Origin of the sequence: Xanthomonas pisi DSM 18956 (assembly GCF_001010415.1) — a bacterium.
Classification (GTDB): domain Bacteria; phylum Pseudomonadota; class Gammaproteobacteria; order Xanthomonadales; family Xanthomonadaceae; genus Xanthomonas; species Xanthomonas pisi.
In genome coordinates this window covers 67085-83790 of the sequence record NZ_JPLE01000017.1, presented here as the reverse complement: position 1 = coordinate 83790, position 16706 = coordinate 67085, and the positions used below count along the sequence as shown (strand labels likewise).

At 65.4% G+C, this 16706-nt stretch carries 16 protein-coding genes; 8 read left to right on the top strand and 8 right to left on the bottom strand.

What is annotated here, in order from left to right; translation table 11 throughout:
• Positions 1–54: 54 nt before the first annotated feature.
• Complete coding sequence (locus tag Y887_RS05075) at positions 55–651, top strand: alpha-ketoglutarate-dependent dioxygenase AlkB family protein (RefSeq protein WP_046963302.1); 597 nt, start codon at positions 55–57, stop codon at positions 649–651.
• A gap of 296 nt (positions 652–947) precedes the next feature.
• On the opposite strand, the gene Y887_RS05070 is transcribed toward Y887_RS05075, so the two are convergent.
• The 4 genes from Y887_RS05070 to Y887_RS05055 all read right to left on the bottom strand — a co-directional run bounded on the left by Y887_RS05070 (position 948) and on the right by Y887_RS05055 (position 4669).
• Positions 948–1592, bottom strand: a complete 645-nt coding sequence (locus tag Y887_RS05070; protein WP_046963301.1) for an ABC-type transport auxiliary lipoprotein family protein — start codon at positions 1590–1592, stop codon at positions 948–950.
• Positions 1589–2515 (bottom strand): MlaD family protein, encoded by a 927-nt coding sequence (locus Y887_RS05065; RefSeq protein ID WP_005991785.1) that lies wholly within the window; start codon positions 2513–2515, stop codon positions 1589–1591. The genes Y887_RS05070 and Y887_RS05065 overlap by 4 nt, the downstream gene beginning before the upstream one ends.
• Before the next feature lie 2 nt (positions 2516–2517).
• Complete coding sequence (locus Y887_RS05060) at positions 2518–3354, bottom strand: ABC transporter ATP-binding protein (RefSeq protein ID WP_046963300.1); 837 nt, start codon at positions 3352–3354, stop codon at positions 2518–2520.
• Between the two features lie 85 nt (positions 3355–3439).
• Positions 3440–4669, bottom strand: a complete 1230-nt coding sequence (locus Y887_RS05055; RefSeq protein ID WP_181113082.1) for an ABC transporter permease — start codon at positions 4667–4669, stop codon at positions 3440–3442.
• A 49-nt stretch (positions 4670–4718) separates the two neighbouring features.
• Between Y887_RS05055 and Y887_RS05050 the strand changes: the two genes are divergently transcribed.
• Positions 4719–5978 (top strand): threonine/serine exporter family protein, encoded by a 1260-nt coding sequence (locus Y887_RS05050; RefSeq protein WP_046963298.1) that lies wholly within the window; start codon positions 4719–4721, stop codon positions 5976–5978.
• A gap of 59 nt (positions 5979–6037) precedes the next feature.
• On the opposite strand, the gene Y887_RS05045 is transcribed toward Y887_RS05050, so the two are convergent.
• From Y887_RS05045 to Y887_RS05035, 3 genes are all read right to left on the bottom strand, one after another.
• Positions 6038–6502: an H-NS histone family protein gene (locus Y887_RS05045; RefSeq protein WP_046963297.1), complete on the bottom strand. Its 465-nt coding sequence runs from the start codon at positions 6500–6502 to the stop codon at positions 6038–6040.
• A 147-nt stretch (positions 6503–6649) separates the two neighbouring features.
• On the bottom strand, positions 6650–8341 hold the full coding sequence (locus Y887_RS05040; RefSeq protein WP_046963296.1) for a proline--tRNA ligase: 1692 nt from the start codon (positions 8339–8341) through the stop codon (positions 6650–6652).
• A 263-nt stretch (positions 8342–8604) separates the two neighbouring features.
• The gene (locus Y887_RS05035) at positions 8605–9003 is read right to left on the bottom strand and encodes a DUF4124 domain-containing protein (protein WP_046963295.1); all 399 of its coding nucleotides are present in this window, start codon (positions 9001–9003) and stop codon (positions 8605–8607) included.
• A gap of 123 nt (positions 9004–9126) precedes the next feature.
• Here Y887_RS05035 and pssA point away from each other — a divergent pair, with 123 nt between their 5' ends.
• The 6 genes from pssA to Y887_RS05005 all read left to right on the top strand — a co-directional run bounded on the left by pssA (position 9127) and on the right by Y887_RS05005 (position 14195).
• A complete protein-coding gene (gene pssA / locus Y887_RS05030) occupies positions 9127–9900 on the top strand; it encodes a CDP-diacylglycerol--serine O-phosphatidyltransferase (RefSeq protein WP_046963294.1) in 774 nt (257 codons plus the stop codon).
• Between the two features lie 10 nt (positions 9901–9910).
• Positions 9911–10375, top strand: a complete 465-nt coding sequence (locus Y887_RS05025; RefSeq protein ID WP_046963293.1) for an alanine acetyltransferase — start codon at positions 9911–9913, stop codon at positions 10373–10375.
• Positions 10372–10854, top strand: a complete 483-nt coding sequence (rimI, locus tag Y887_RS05020; protein ID WP_181113085.1) for a ribosomal protein S18-alanine N-acetyltransferase — start codon at positions 10372–10374, stop codon at positions 10852–10854. The genes Y887_RS05025 and rimI overlap by 4 nt, the downstream gene beginning before the upstream one ends.
• Positions 10855–11142: 288 nt before the next feature.
• A complete protein-coding gene (locus Y887_RS20110) occupies positions 11143–11367 on the top strand; it encodes a hypothetical protein (RefSeq protein WP_157004312.1) in 225 nt (74 codons plus the stop codon).
• 310 nt (positions 11368–11677) lie between these two features.
• Positions 11678–12811, top strand: coding sequence for a pectate lyase family protein (locus tag Y887_RS05010; protein WP_046963290.1), 1134 nt, complete (start codon positions 11678–11680; stop codon positions 12809–12811).
• 286 nt (positions 12812–13097) lie between these two features.
• A complete protein-coding gene (locus Y887_RS05005; protein WP_211256980.1) occupies positions 13098–14195 on the top strand; it encodes a pectate lyase family protein in 1098 nt (365 codons plus the stop codon).
• 279 nt (positions 14196–14474) lie between these two features.
• On the opposite strand, the gene Y887_RS05000 is transcribed toward Y887_RS05005, so the two are convergent.
• Positions 14475–16448: a transglycosylase SLT domain-containing protein gene (locus tag Y887_RS05000; protein ID WP_046963288.1), complete on the bottom strand. Its 1974-nt coding sequence runs from the start codon at positions 16446–16448 to the stop codon at positions 14475–14477.
• Positions 16449–16706: the final 258 nt, after the last annotated feature.

The window sequence follows — 16706 nt, the reverse complement described above, 5'->3', positions numbered from 1 at the left end:
CGATTCATCCGCCGCTACCGGTGCGACCCGAGGCGCGCGTGCTAGCGTTTGCGCATGAAGATACGCGTTGCACTGCCGCACGCTCGGATCCATTGGTGTCGCGGCTGGTTACAGGCCGCGCACGCCGATGCGCTGATGCAGGCGCTGCTGGACCAGGTGCAGTGGGAGGTGCATCGCATCCGCATGTTCGGGCGGGTGGTGGATTCGCCGCGTCTGAGCAGCTGGATCGGCGATCCGGACGCCAGCTATCGCTACTCGGGCACGCAGTTCGCGCCGCAGCCGTGGTTGGAGGTGCTGCGGCCGGTACGCGCGCGTCTGCAGGATGAAACCGGCTGCCCGTTCAACAGCGTGCTGGTCAATCGCTACCGCAGCGGAGCCGATGCGATGGGCTGGCATAGCGACGATGAGCCGGAGCTGGGCGCGCAGCCGATGATCGCATCGCTGAGCCTGGGCGCGACGCGACGGTTCGCCTTCAGGCATCGCGACGATGCGGCGTTGAAGCAGGCGCTGGAGCTCGGTCATGGCGATCTGTTGCTGATGGCCGGGGAGACTCAGCGGCACTACAAGCATGCGTTGCCGCGCACTGCGCGCCCGGTGGGGGAGCGGATCAATCTGACCTTTCGACAGATTGCGACAGGTGTGAGGCGTTAGCTGCGGCAGTGGGGTGGGAGCTTGCGTATGCGTCTGCGGCTGCGGTGCCGGCGCTGCTGAGGTCGAGCGTGCGTTGCACATCGCCAGACGCGCCGGGTGGGTCGGGGCGCGTTGGCCCTCATCCGGCGCTGCGCGCCACCTTCTCCCGCGCGCGGGAGAAGGACAGTGCATGCGCGGTGTAGCTGCGTTGTCTGCCATCCGCCATCCGCCATCCGCCATCTGCCATCTGCCATCTGCCATCCGCTGCCAGCTGTCAGCGGAGACACTTGCTCCCGGCGGCACGCAGCTTGGTTGGCCTACGGTGTGCGCGGCAGGTTCTGGCTATCCTGCTGGCCGGTGACCAAGGTCCAGCCGACCAGCTCGGTGGTGACCTGCATCATCGCCTGTTCGAATGCCGCTGCTACAGCAGCCGTGTCGGTGCCGCTGGACGGGCGTGCGACCAGGAAGGTGCGCGATGCGGCCACGCGTTGATCTGCCGAATGCAGCAGCTTGGCGTTGAGCTCGATCGTGGCCGAGGGCAGCGACTGGCCGGCGTAATCGGCTTCGAAGCGGCGCAGGTCGATCGCCAGCTTGTAGTCCGAGCGGATCCCGGCGCCGATGCGCGCAACCGCGGCGATCTTGCCGGAGTCTTCGAACGCGCGCACCACGCTGTCTTCCAGCATGTCGGTAGCCGGTTGCGCCCAGCCGGCGCCGTGGTAGACCTGCAACTCGCCCGGTGTCGGGCGCACGTTGATGCGCGGGCTGTCGATGATGCGGGCCGCGCTTGGCTTGGCGACCGCCAGCTGCCAGGTCACCTGCGGCCAGGTGGGATTGGGCGTGACGCGTACGGTGGGGGCATAGATCGTGGCCGGCTTCTGGTCGCCACCGGTCAGGACCGAGCAGCCGCCCAGCGCCAGCAGCGAGACGCACAGCAGGGGACGCAACAGGCGCATGGCAGTCATTTCGGTTCGAACTCCTTGGGTGCGTCGCGACCGAGCAGGTAGCGCGCAGGGTTGTTGTCCAGTTTGTCGCTGACCCGGCGCAGGTCGCGGATCAGACCGCGCAATTCGGTCAGTGTCGGTCCGAGCTGGCCCAGGCCGTCGTTGGCGAAACTGTTGATGGCCGCACGGTTCTCGCCAAGGATGTTGTCGGCGTTGCCGGCGGCCGAATCCAGCTTGACGAGCGTTGCGTCCAGCTTGTTGAGGATGCCCGGCAGCTGCTGCACCAGGTTCTGGTCCAGCCGCTTGATGGTGCCGTTGGTGGTGGTCAGGGTGGTGTCCAGATTGCGCGCGGCATCGCGTGCGCTGACGATCAGCGCCTGCATGCCTTCGTCGCGGTCGGCGATGCCGCCGCTGATCTTTTCCAGGTTCTGCAGCGTGGCCGAAATGCTGGCCACGTTCTTGTCGGAGAGCATTTCGTCCATGCGCTCGACGATGCGGTTGGCGGTGTCGGTGATGTTCTGCAATGCCGAGGGCGTGGTCTGGATGATCGGCGCATCGCTCTTGTCGATGGTGGTCAGCGACGGCGCCTCGGGCGTGCCGCCGGAGAGCTGGATGATCGACGGGCCGGTCAGGCTTGTGATGGCCAGCTTGGCGCGGGTGTCGCTCTTGATCGGCGTGGTGGAGTTGACCCGCACGTGCGCCACCACCTGGCGCGGGTCGTTCGGCGCCAGGGTCAGCTCGGTGATCGAGCCCACCGCGATGCCGTTGTATTGCACGGGGCTGCCGACCGACAGGCCGGTGACCGCCTCGCGGAACACCACCCGGTACTGCTGCCAGGTGCGGTCGGAGGAGTACTTGGCCGCCCACAGACCGAACAGCAGCAAGGCCAGGCCTGCCACGATGGTGAAGGCGCCGATCAGGACGTAATTGGCTTTGGTTTCCATGCTCAGGCGGTCTCGGTGGAGTCGGTCTTGGCCGCGCGCGCGGCGCGGGCACGCGGACCGTGGAAATATTCCTGGATCCAGGGGTGATCGATCTGCTCGACCTCGGCCAGCGGCGCGTTGGCGATCACCTTGCGATCGGCCAGCACCGCGATGCGGTCGCAGATGGCATACAGCGTATCCAGGTCATGGGTGATCAGGAACACGGTCAGGCCCAGCGCTTGCTGCAGGGTACGGATCAGACGGTCGAAGGCGGCCGCGCCGATCGGGTCCAGCCCGGCAGTGGGTTCGTCCAGGAACAGCAGCGGTGGATCCAGCGCCAGCGCCCGCGCCAGGCCGGCGCGCTTGCGCATGCCGCCGGACAATTGCGAGGGCAGCTTGTCCAGCGCATCGGCCGGCAGGCCGGCCAGCTTGATCTTCAGCAGCGCCAGCTCGAAATACCAGCGCTCCGGAAACTCGCCGTGATGTTCCTTCAACGGCACCTGCACGTTTTCGCCGACGGTCATCGACGAAAACAGCGCGCCGTCCTGGAACAGCACGCCGGTGTTGCGGGTGATGTGCTGGCGGTCGGCAAAGCGCCCGGAGCGCGCGTCTGCGCCCAGCACCTGGATGCTGCCGGCGTCCGGCTCGCGCAGGCCCAGGATGCTGCGCATCAGCACCGACTTGCCGGTGCCCGAGCCGCCGACCACGCCCAGGATCTCGCCACGCCGCACGTCCAGGTCGAGTTCTTCGTGCACGACCTGGCTGCCGAACCGGTTGGTCAGTCCGCGTACCGAAATCGCCAACTGGTCGTCGTCGGCCTCTGGGCCGGGATTGGAGAGTGGGGATTGGGGATTGGTCACAGCACCGCGCTCCCGAATGTCGGGGCGCTAGCGGCGCGTCTGCCTTGCACGAATCCCGAATCCCGAATGTCGAATCCCTGTCTCATCACCACCCCATCTTCATGAACCACAACGCCGCAATCGCGTCGAGGATGATGACCAAGGAAATCGTCTGCACCACCGAGGAGGTAGTGCGTTCGCCCACCGACTGCGCGGTACCGCTGACCTTCAGCCCCTCCAGGCAGCCGATCAGGCCGATCACCAGCGCAAACAGCGGCGCCTTCGACAAGCCGACCAAAAAATGCCGCAACTGGATGGTGTCGTGCATCCGCGCCAGATACATCTGCGGCGGGATATCCAGATCGAACGCGCCCACGGTGACGCCACCGGCCAGGCCGGCGATCATCGCGATGAAGGTCAGCAGCGGCAGGGTGAAGATCAGCGCGAGCAGGCGCGGGATCACCAGCAGGTCGATCGGATCCAGTCCCAGGGTGCGGATGGCATCGACCTCTTCGCGCGACTTCATCGCCCCGATCTGCGCGGTAAACGCGCTGGCGGTGCGTCCTGCCAGCACGATGGCGGTCAGCAGCACGGCGAACTCGCGCAGGAAGGCGATGGACACCAACTCGACCACGTAAATTTCCGCGCCGAAGTCGCGCAGGATGGTCGAGCCCAAAAATGCGATCACCGCGCCGACCAGATACGACAGCAGCACGACCAGCGGCACTGCATCCAGGCCCACCTGCTCCATATGGTGCACGGTGGAGGTCAGGCGGAAGCGGCGCGGCTCGTGGATCAGCCGCATGATCTTGACCAGGTTCTCGCCCAGAAAGCTGTTGAGTTCCAGGATGCCCTGGCCGACACCGTGGGTGGTGCGGCCCAGGCGATCGAGCGCCGCGACGAAGCCATAGTCGCGTTTGGGCTTGGGGCGCTCGTCGTTGAGTTCTTCGATGGTGCACACCAGGGCCTGGTGCTCATCGCGGAAATCGATCGCGTCTTCCTTCAATCCCATGCGGCCGGCGAAGCGCAGCAATTGCAGCACGCCGGCCGAATCCAGCTGCTGGATGCCGCGCGCGTCGATGCGGCGCACCCCATCGGGCACGGCCTGCAGCAGTTCGGCCTGGGGCAGGGCGGTCGCCAGGACCCAGCTGCCGGAGAGTCGGACCTGTGCCTGATCCTGCGTGTCTTGTTCGATGCGTGGAGGTTGCGGTTTGATCATGGGTGGCCTGTCCGTGGCGCCAGCATACCGCGCCGGTGTGAGCGAAAGATGGGGACGCCACCGCCGCGATGTCCGTGCGGCCGCCAACGGGGGCGCCGGCCACGCGCGCTGCGGCATACACTGGCGGCCTCGCCGCACGGCGTTTTCCCGATCCGACCCGCCACGCATGTCCGCTGCCACTGTTGTCTTACCGTCCGCCAGCGCCACCTACGCCCAGCGCGTCGCCTTCGTGTCGGAAATTGCCGGGCGCCTGCATTCCTATGGCACTACGGCGCAGCGCCTGGAGGCCGCGGTGGTGGGGCTGTCGCAGAAGCTGGGCCTGGATTGCGAGCCATGGTCCAATCCCACCGGCATCATCCTGAGCTTCAGCGACCCGACCAAGGCGATCGGGTCCAGCGACATCACCCGCGTGATCCGGCTGGCGCCGGGCGAGAACGATCTCTACAAGCTCAGCGTGGCCGACTACGTGGCCGACAGCGTGGCCAACGGCCGCATGAGCATTGCGCAGGGCCACACCGCGCTGCGCCGCCTGGACCGTGAAGTCGACCGGCGCGGCAAGACCTTGCAGGTCCTGGCCTTCGGACTGGCCGCGGCCGGCGTGGCCGGATTGTGGAAGTTGCCCTGGCTGGATATCGCCACCGCCGGCGCGATCGGCATGTCGATCGGCCTGCTGACCCAGTACACCGACAGGCGGCCGGCGACCAAGGAAGCCGGCGAAGCGCTGGCCGGCCTGCTGGCTGGCGTGGTCGCCGCGCTGGTGGCGTCGCTGGTCGGGCCGTTGAATCTCAACACGGTGATCATCGCCTCGCTGGTGGTGCTGTTGCCGGGCATGTCGCTGACCAATGCGTTCAACGAGCTGGCCAGCCAGCACTGGGTGTCCGGCACGGCGCGGCTGGCCGGTGCGGTGACCACGGTGCTCAAGCTCACGGTGGGCGCCGTGATCGCGGTGACGCTGACCCAGTTGATGGGCCTGCACCCCCAGGTGGCGGCCTTGCGTCCGCAGGCCGGCTGGGTGGAATGGGCCTCGTTGCTGGTGGCCGCTTATGCGTTTGCGGTGTTGTTCAAGGCCAATCGGCGCGATTATTTATGGATCATGGCCGCGGCGATGTCCGGTTATGTCATTGCGCGTTATGCCGGGCATGCCTGGGGCGGTCCGGCCGGAGTATTTGCCTCGGCCATGGCATTGACTGCCGCCGGAAATCTGTTCGGGCGGGTGGTGCAAAAACCCGGTGCGCTGATTCGATTGCCTGGCATCATCATGCTGGTTCCCGGCAGCGTCAGCCTGCGGGGATTTTTGACCCTGGTGCAGCAACAGGATGTCAGCGTCGGACAAGCCGCATTGTTGGCGGTCACCAATATCGTGATGGCTTTGATGGCCGGTTTGCTGTTTGGGAACCTGCTGATTCCGGCGCGCAAGAATTTATGAGCGGCCAGAAAATTAGCCAATAAAAACGCCGGCAATGCCGGCGTTTTTATTGGTCTGGATCAAGCGGCCTTGGACTTCTTGGTAGCGCGCTTGGTGGCCGTCTTGCGGGGCGCGGCCTTCTTTGCCGATGCCTTCTTTGCAACGCCGCCGACCTTGCTGATCAGGAAGTCTTCCACCTTCTTGCCGGCAGCGGTCAGTTCGGCCAGCCAGCGCGGCTGCTTGCCACGGCCGGTCCAGGTTTCCTGGGCATTGGACGGGTTGCGGTATTTCGGCGCAACCTTGCCCAGCTTGCGGCCGGCGCGCGGACCCGGCTTGCCTGCAGCGGCCGGGCGACCCGGGCCGGCACTGGCGGCGGTACCAAACAATTCTTCGATGGAATAACCCTGGGCTTTCGCCGCGCGGGTCAGTTGCGTGCGCACCTTGGCGATCGGGGCGCGCTTGGCAACCACGGTCTGCTGCTTCTTTGCATTTTTGATCAGGGCGCCCAACTGCTTGGCCGACAGGCCAGAAAGATCGATCGACATCACTACTCCGGAAGATTGAGAGAGAAAGAATGCCGATCCTTGGCAGCGGCGGCCATCATAATGTCAGAAAACCCGCATGACAAATGCGCCGAAATAAATCGGCGCCTTGTGTTCATCCAATTAGAGCGTGATTGCCCGGTTTGATCATCACCCCAGGCGGGAGAATAATCCGGCCTTATCCAGGTTTTCCGCCGATTCGGCGGTGCGGGCGCGATATTCAAATGTGCCGGCTGCCAATCCACGTTCCGAGACCACCACCCGATGCGGAATGCCCAATAGTTCCATATCGGCAAACATTGCGCCGGGACGCAGGCCGCGATCGTCCAATGCGGCGTCGAGACCGGCGGCGATCAATTCGTCCAGCAATGCCTGGGCGGCGGCGACCACCTGGGCGTCCTGCTTGGGGTTGATCACGCACACCACCACCTGCCACGGCGCCATCGGGGCAGGCCAGAGGATGCCGGCATCGTCATGGTTCTGCTCGATTGCCGCCGCCACGATGCGCGAAATGCCGATGCCGTAACAGCCCATCTTCATCACCGCGACCTTGCCGCCTTCGTCGATGACGGTGGCCTGCAGCGCCTGTGCGTACTGGCTGCCGAGCTGGAACACGTGCCCCACCTCGATACCGCGGGCCAGGCGCAGCTCGCCGCCATCGGCGGCGCGCTCGCCGTCGATGACGTTGCGCACATCGGCCACCGTCTCCGGCTCGGGCAGGTCACGGCCCCAGTTGACGCCCGCAAGGTGGGCGCCGGCCACGTTGGCGCCGACCACGAAATCGGCCATGGCCGCGACATCGCGATCGGCCACCACGCGCACCGGGCGGGCGGTGTTCAGCGGCCCCAGGAAGCCCGGCTCGCAGCCGAGGTGGTCGCGGATCTCCGCCTCGTTGGCCAGGCGGTAGTCGGCCAGGCCGGCCACCTTGGCCAGCTTGATCTCGTTGACCGCGTGGTCGCCGCGCACCAGCACCAGCACGAAGCCGGCGGCGGTCATCACCGCCACCGACTTGACCGTGCGCTGCAACGCGATGCCCAGCAGCTGGGCGACGTCTTCGCAGGTCTTCTGGGTGGGCGTATCGACCTGGCGCAGGGCCTCGGCCGCTTCCGGACGCGGACCCGGCAGCGCGGCGCTGGCGGTTTCCACGTTGGCGGCGTAATCGGAGGCCGTGGAGAACGCCAGCGAGTCTTCGCCGGAGTCGGCGATGACGTGGAATTCCTGCGACGCATCGCCACCGATGGCGCCAGAGTCGGCCTGCACCGCGCGGAACTCCAGTCCCAGGCGGGTGAAGATGCGGGTATAGGCCGCACGCATGTTGTCGTATTCGCGCGCCATGTCCGCATCGGTGAGATGGAACGAGTAGGCATCCTTCATCAGGAACTCGCGCGCACGCATCACACCGAAGCGCGGACGGATTTCATCGCGGAACTTGGTCTGGATCTGATAGAAGTTCAGCGGCAGCTGCTTGTAGCTGTTGATCTCCTGGCGCGCGAAGTCGGCCGCGGCCTCTTCGGCGGTGGGGCTGTAGCAGAACTCCTGTTGCTTGCGGTCGCTGATCTTGAGCAACTGCCCGCCGAACTTCTCCCAACGCCCGGTGGCGTCCCACAGCTCGCGCGGCTGGATGGTAGGGAGCAGCACCTCCACGGCGCCGGCGCGGTTCATTTCCTCGCGCACGATCGCCTCGACCTTGCGCAGCACGCGCAAGCCCAGCGGCGACCAGGTGTACAGCCCGGAGGCCAGCTTGCGGATCATGCCCGCGCGCAGCATCAGACGGTGGCTGACCAGCTCGGCGTCGGCCGGGGTTTCCTTGGTGGTGTGCAGGTGGAACTGGGAAAGACGCATCGGGCTTCGCTTGGGCGGAAAGCCCATAGTTTGCCAGTGTCGCGCCCTGCCGGTCATCGGCCAGTGGCTGCGCGGCGGCAGTGACAGGCATCCGGCTTGCCTGGTCAGGCGGCCGTGACGCCGGAGCGTCGGCCTGCCGTGTGAGCCCGGCCGCAGTGCCGAGGCTGTGGTTGCGTCGCCTTCGATATGCCACGCGCCAATGTCGCGGCGCGATGTCTCACTCTCGAATGCCCCGACGGCCGCGCACGCTGCGCCAGCTGGATTCAGTTCGCCGGGCCGCCGGTCGTTGCCGGCTTGCAATAGGCCTTGGCGGCGGCTTCGGCCAGGTTGCGCTGCGCGGCGCGGGCATCCGGGTCCAGCGGGGTGCCGGGCTTGCCGTCGCCGGCGCCCATGGTCACCTCGCCCTTGCCGCTGAGCAGTTCCAGGTTGCGACGTGCAGTGAGGCAGTCCGCCGATTCCGGGGTGGCAGCCTCTGGCGCGGCGATGGCCGCAGTGCCGCTGCGGGCGTCGATCCGGCGCGCTTCGTAGCGCTGGCCGGTCGGCGGCGGGGTTTCGGTGTAGTGGGTCACGCCCTTGGCGTCCTTCCACTTATACAGATCGGTGGCGCCTGCAGTGGCGCTGAGCAGCAGCAACAGGGCGCAAAGCCCGGACGACAGGTGCATGTGGCTTCCCCTGGATGATTCCCGCCGCGATTGCAGCATCCACGGCCCGCGCTGGCAAGTGATCGCGCCGCGGGGGGGCCGGCGCGCTACCGCCGGACGGACCTCAGGCCCTACACTTGCCGGATGGATGAAATGAGACCGCCCCCGCGCTCGCGCACGATTTATCTGCTGCCTAACCTGTTCACCACCGCCGGGCTGTTTTCCGGTTTCTACGCCATCATCGCCGCCGCCAATGGTCAGTTCGTCCAGGCGGCGATGGCGGTGTTCGTGGCGGCGGTGATGGACGGGCTGGACGGCCGGGTCGCGCGCCTGACCAACACCAGCAGCGAATTCGGCGTGCAGTACGACTCGCTGGCCGATCTGGTCAGCTTCGGCATGGCTCCGGCGCTTGTGATGTACCACTGGTCGCTGTCGGCGCTGAAATACGACAGCAACGTGATGGGCCGGGTCGGCTGGTCGGCCGCCTTCCTGTATGCCGCTTGTGCGGCGCTGCGGCTGGCGCGCTTCAACACCCAGGTCGGCGTGGTCGACAAGCGCTGGTTCATCGGCCTGGCCAGTCCGGCCGCGGCCGGCTTGATGATGTCCTTCGTGTGGGCGTTCGCCGACGATAGCCTGGGTTTCGATGGCGAGCAGCTGCGCTACGTGGCGCTGGCGGTCACAGTGGTGGCGGCGCTGTTGATGGTCAGCCGGATCCGCTTCTGGAGCTTCAAGGGCGGCGCGCGTGGTCCGCGTGCCGACCGTGTGCCGTTTCTGGCATTGGCGGTCGCCACGGTGGTGATCGCGTTGTTGGTGATCGACCTGGCGCGGTCGCTGCTGGTGATCGGCGTGCTGTATGCGTTGTCCGGCCCGGCGATGTGGCTGTGGCGGCGCTGGCGGCGCGTGCCCGAGCTGCCATGAGCCTGCACCCATGAGCGAGTCCGCGCACGAGCCGGTGTGGTCGGACCTGCAGGTGTCGTGCCTGCAGGCGATGGGGCACACCGTGTATCTGGATCGCGACACCGCCGATGCGCTGCCTGCGCCGATGGACGGTATAGAGCATGCGCCGGCGCCTGCACCCGTGCGTGAGCCGCGTCTCGCGCCGGCGGCTCCGGCGGTTGCACCGCCGCTACGTCGCACCGCGCCCGCTGCGCCGGCCGAGTCGCGTGCGCCCGGTACTGCTTCGGCCGCTGCACCGCCACGACGCAGTCGCGTTGGTCTGCCCGATCGCTTGCAGATGGCGTTGCTGCGCGCGTCCGGTTGCGACCCGGGCGACCCGACGACGCAAGCCTTGATGGCCTCCTGGCCGCTGGCCGAGTTGCGTGGCAACCCGGCCGCCAAGCGTGCGCTGTGGCCGCAGCTGCGCGCGCTGCGTCGCCGGCAGGATCCGGCGTGAGCGCAATGAACGCCCCGCTGCCCACGTCGCTGCGTGCCATGCGCGAAAGCGACCTGGACGTGGTGATGGAGATCGAGCAACGTGCCTATCCGTTTCCGTGGACGCGCAGCATCTTTCGCGATTGCCTGCAGGCGGGCTACCCGGGCTGGGTGATGGAGCAGGGCGGCCAGGTCATCGGCTACGGCATCATCAGCGTTGCCGCTGACGAGGCGCATATCCTCAACGTCTGCATCGCGCCGGAAGCGCAGTCGCAAGGACACGGCCGCGTGTTGTTGCGTGCGCTGATCAAAGGCGCCTGCGACCGTGGCGCGCGGCGCGCATTTCTGGAAGTGCGCCCGTCCAATCCTTCGGCGATTGCGCTGTATCACTCCGAAGGCTTCAACGAGATCGGCCGTCGCCCGCGCTACTACCCCTCCCACACCGGACGCGAAGATGCGCTGGTGATGGCGATCGAGTTGTTCTTCGAGGGGTTTTCCTGAGCGACGCGGCAGCCCCGCCTGTGCGGGTTGCCCATCATCGAATCAATTGCAGGTGCCGACCGCACGCATGAGGTGTGCGGATATCGACGGCCGTGCGCATGAAGCGTGCGCGCCTGCCTGAGGGCGCTCAGACTTGGGCCGAGGCAGTCAATCGCGTACGGGTCTGGCGTGCACATTGGTTGTTGCATGCGAAAGCGACGCAGGCCGGCATGTTCTGCTGCGTGCATGGCAGCGCTGCAGCGATGTTGGTCGGAGCGATGGTGTCGATCCTGTTGTCATGACGAGGGCTTGCAGCAAGCGACACGCGTGTGCCGCGCGTTTCATCCGGTCAGCGGCATCACCGGTGTTTTGCGTGTGCTGGTTGCTCGCATGGCGCGTCGCGGTTTCCACACTTGTCTCGATCGGATGCAGTGCGTTCGCGTCGAACGCCTCAAGCGTGCGCGCAACGTGCACGCGCGTGTCATCGGCACGTTGCAATCGATGCTTTTGCCTAGAAAAAGCGCGCACATGTGATCGCGGCAACACGCTGGCTCGGATACATGTCCAGCTGCAATGCGACACGCATCATGCTGCGCTGCAGTGTCCCTGGCGCTGTCTCCGCATGTCTTGATTGCAGCGTTTTGTCTTCTCCGTGGTGTCCCGCAACCGTTTGCGTGACTGCGCGTGCACATCGATGCATTGCCTAGATACAAGCGATTGCGATGCTCCTAGTATCCGTGTCGCGGAACTGAACATTACAGAGATGAAAAGTACGTTCCGCAGTCGATAGACGAGGGGTGTGCCGCCGCGCGGCGCATCGAACCCATTCGAGGGAGACATCAAGATGAAGCCGAAATTTTCGACGGCGGCCGCCGCGTCGCTGTTTGTCGGGTCGTTGCTGCTCACTGGCGTTGCAAGCGCCGATCCTGCGCTGGAAGCGGCGACCACCGGGTGGGCGACACAGAACGGCGGCACCAAGGGAGGCTCCAAGGCCGCCGCTGCCAATATCTATACCGTCAAGAATGCCGCCGAGCTGAAGGCCGCGCTGAAGGCCAGCGTGGGCAGCAACGGGCGCATCATCAAGATCAGCGGCATCATCGATGTCAGCGAAGGCAAGCCGTACACCAAGACCTCGGACATGAAGACGCGTGCGCGTCTGGATATCCCGACCAAGACCACCTTGATCGGCATCACCAGCAACGCCGAAATCCGCGAAGGCTACATGTACGTCAAGGCCAACGACGTCATCATCCGCAACATCACCATCGAAAATCCATGGGATCCGGAGCCGGTCTGGGATCCGGATGACGGCAGTGCCGGCAACTGGAATTCCGAGTACGACGGCCTGACCGTGGAAGGCGCCACCAACGTCTGGGTGGACCACGTGACCTTTACCGATGGTCGCCGCACCGACGATCAGAACGGCACCGCCAACGGCCGACCGAAGCAGCATCACGATGGTGCGCTTGATATCAAGAGAGGGGCCAACTTCGTCACCGTCTCCTACTCGGCGTTCAAGTCGCATGAGAAGAACGGTCTGATCGGTTCCAGCGACAGCCATTCAAGCCTGGATAGCGGCAAGCTCAAGGTGACCATCCACAACACCCTGTTTCAGGACATTTCCGCACGCGCACCGCGGGTGCGTTTCGGCCAGGTGCATCTGTACAACAACTACCACGTCGGCAGTACCAGCAATAAGGTCTACCCGTTCTCGCACGCGCATGGCGTGGGCAAGGAATCGAAGATCTTCTCCGAGCGCAACGTGTTCGACATCAGCGGCGTGAGCAGCTGCGACAAGATCGCCGCCGACTACGGTGGCAGCGTGTACCGCGACCAGGGCTCGCTGCTCAATGGCAAGGCCTTGAGCTGCTCCTGGAACAGCAACATCGGTTGGACGCCCCCTTACACCTACAGCCTGCTGTCGGCCGACAAGGTGGCTGCGGACGTCAAGGCAAAAGCAGGCGCCGGCAAGCTGTAAGCAATCGCACCTGCTGGAAACGTTGCCACGCGCAGTGCACGAGAACGTGCGCTGCGCGTGGCGCGTAACCATTCCAAAAACGCAGGTGCTACATGTTAAAAATGTACTTTTAAATAATGTACATAAGCATTAGCATCGGCCGGGTTCGCTAGGGGACTGGCCTGTTGGCCTGGGCGAACGCACGGGGAGCACGCCGCGCAGCGGCGTGTCACGCATCACTCAATCAAGAGACTTCATCACCATGTCGAACGCATCGACTGTTGTGGGACGTACCGTTGTGGGCGTTATGTTGAGCGCCGCGTTGTTGTCGACCACCGCCTATGCAGCAGACCCTGCGCTGGAAATTGCCACCACCGGCTGGGCCACCCAGAACGGCGGCACGAAGGGCGGTTCCAAGGCCTCTGCGGCGGACATCTACACCGTCACCAATGCAGCGCAATTGAAGGCCGCGCTGAAGGCCAGCGCGGGCAGTAACGGACGCATCATCAAGGTCAAGGGTGTCATCGACATCAGCGAAGGCAAGGCCTACACCAAGACCTCGGACATGAAGACGCGCGCGCGTCTGGATATCCCGACCAAGACCACTCTGATCGGCGTCGGTACCAACGCAGAAATCCGCGAAGGCTATTTCTACGTCAAGGCCAACGACGTCATCGTGCGCAACCTCACCATCGAAAATCCGTGGGATCCGGAACCGAAGTGGGATGCCGACGATGGCGACAATGGCAACTGGAATTCCGAGTACGACGGCCTGACCGTGGAAGGTGCCACCAACGTCTGGGTGGACCACGTGACCTTTACCGATGGTCGTCGTACCGACGATCAGAACGGCACCGCCAACGGCCGCCCCAAGCAACATCACGATGGCGCGATGGACGTCAAGAAGGGCGCCAACTTCGTGACCATCTCGTACTCGGCGTTCAAGTCGCACGAGAAGAACAGCCTGATCGGTTCCAGCGACAGCGCCTCCAGCACCGATAGCGGCAAGCTCAAGGTGACCATCCACAACACCTTGTTCGAGAACATCTCCGCACGTGCACCGCGGGTGCGTTTCGGCCAGGTGCATCTGTACAACAACTACCACGTGGGCAGCACCAGCAATAAGGTCTACCCGTTCTCGCACGCGCATGGCGTGGGCAAGGAATCGAAGATCTTCTCCGAGAACAATGCCTTCGACATCAGCGGCGTGAGCAGCTGCGACAAGATCGCTGCCGACTACAAGGGCAGCGTGTACCGCGACCAGGGCTCGCTGCTCAATGGCAAGGCCTTGAGCTGCTCGTGGAACAGCAACATCGGCTGGAAGCCGCCGTACACCTACAACCTGCTGTCTGCCAACAAGGTGGCTGCAGACGTCAAGGCCAAGGCCGGCGCCGGCAAGTTGTAACGCGACACGCAGCGCTGCGATGGTTGCAGCGCTGCAGGCATCACACAACGCACGCAGCGATGCGGGCGTTGTGCGTTTGCTCGGTTACCATCGATGCCCGCTTGAGAACAGTCAGCGAGGCCAGGCCGCAACGCCAGCGCGCTTCAAACGACGCAATCGCCGCGTATCCTGCAAGTGGCGAGGCATCGCACGTCGATCAAGGAAGGTTCGCGTCGAGCAACGCACTGGCACAAACGCGACCGTTGGGTCGCGCGGCCATGCCGGTCGGCGCAAGTGCGCTCAATCCTGCGCTGCGTTGCTCGCACTCTGGCCTGGCGTGCACACCGGTTTCTGGCGCTTGTCCACCAGTTTGCCCATCAGGCGGTCGCTCAGCGGCAGCATGTCGCCGTTGAGGCGCCAGTCGTAGATCACGCTGAAGGCGAGCACACGCGCGACGTATTCACGGGTTTCCTTGTAGCTGATGGTCTCGATCCAGAAGTCCGGGTCAAAGCCCGGCCGTTGCGATTGCCAGCGCCCGGTCGGGCCGGGACCGGCGTTGTAGGCGGCGATGGTGAGATAGGGCAGGCCGTAGGTGTTGAGCAGCTGGCGCAGGTACGCGGTGCCGATGGCGATGTTGGTGTCCGGCTCGTACAGGCTGGCGGCACCTGCGTAGCCGGGCAGGGCGATGCCCTTGGCGACCGCCGCGCCGGTGCCGGGCAATACCTGCATCAAGCCCATGGCGTTGGCAGGCGACCGCGCGCGCGGATTGAAGATGCTTTCGGCACGGATCTCTGCGGCAACCCAGGCCGGGTCGATGGCGTTCTTGGCGGCTTCGCGGCGAATGCCCTCATCGTGATGCAACGGGAAACGCAGCGAATACAGCCGTTGCTCGTCCGGCTGTTTGCCGAGCGCAAACACCGCGCGGTCGAACCAGCCGTTGTCGCTGGCCACTTCCACTGCCAGGCGGCGCTGGGTGTCGTCGAAGCGGCTGGCGGCATCGTTCCATTCGGCCACGGCCCAGCCAGGGCGATCGATCTGGAACAACGCAATCGCACGGGTCAATGCCGGGTCGCGCGCCACGGCGGCCTTGGCCTGCGGGCTGTCCTTGGGCTCCCACGGGCACAGCCGATACGGCTGCTGCAGGCGGTCGGCGGCCAGGAAGCCGTGGAAGGTGGGCGACTGCGCAGCGGCGCGATACAGCGGCTGTGCGGCGGCTGCCGAACCGGTCTTCTCGGTGAGGCGCGCTTCGAAATACTGCCAGCGCGAATCGGCGCGCTGGCCGGCCGGCATCTTGCGGATGGCGGCCAATGCCGCAGGCCAATCGCCGCGCGACATCGCCTCGCGGGCGCGCCATTCGTGCAGGCGCTCGTCGTACGCTGCATCGGGCACTGCGTTGAGCCTGCGGGCCGAATCCGGCAGGTAGGACGCCACCGTCCACAACGCAATCTGATACAGCACCTGCCCGCGTTGCGCCTCGCTCAACCCCAGCGCGCTGGCGAACTGCGGCAGCTGTTGCTCGGCGGCATCCGGGTCGGTCTTGGCCAGCTTGGCCAGGCCATCGACGGCGATGCGGCGGCTGCGTTCGGTCTTGGGCCAACCCAGCGCACGCGGGTGGACCTTGTCGAGAAAGGCGGCGTAATCGGTGGCCAGTGCCAGATCGGCCGCCGGCAGGCTGCGCGCCGCTGCACGCATCACTGCAGGCAACTGCGCATCGGCAGCGGCTTCCACCCGCTCCCAGCGCAATGCCGGGGTGAGTTCGCCGCGCGACTCCAGCCCCGCCACCACCGGGTCGCAGGCATCGGGCAGGGCCTTGCCGTTACGCCACAACGTCAACGCATCGCGGCTCCACTGTGCGTCCAGCTTGCCGGTGGCCTGGCGCGCGGTCAGCTGCGCGCAGCGCAGGCCCAGGTTGTCGGTGGTCTTCCAGTTGGCCAGCAAGGTGGTCCAGTCCTGGCGGCGCGCGACTGCCGGCAGCCAGGTACTGCGGAAGCTTTCGGCCACCGGCTGGCCGGCGTAACGCTGCAGGAAACCCTGCGCCTGCGCGTTGGAGACGTTGTCGATGTTGCGCTTGAGCGCGGCGTACTCCAGCCAGCCGTACAGCGGATGGCGGCTCAATGCAGAGAGCTGGGCGGGATCGGACTGGCCGCGTTCTGCGGCAGCGATCGCATCGCGCATGGCAGTCAATTGCGGATCCAGGCTTTGCGCATGCAGCGCAGTGCTGCCAAGGCACAACAGGCCGACGAAAACAGTGGCAAGACGCGGGAAATAAGTCATCGCGCGACTATACCGAAGCAGGCCTGAGCGCTTGAGTGAACACGTATCGCAACCGACAGCGTGCGGTACATCGACGCCACCCGGCGGCGAGGGTCTGGACCATGCGCCTGCGCGTTCGGTATCGGCATCAGCGCATGCACCACGCACTGCGACGCGCATCGCAGTGCTGCACCGCCAGATTGCGGCGCGTTAAGGTTTCGTTTAAAACTCAGGATGGACCGCAGGGCACGGGGGCGTGCGGACACTTGGAAATCCTTC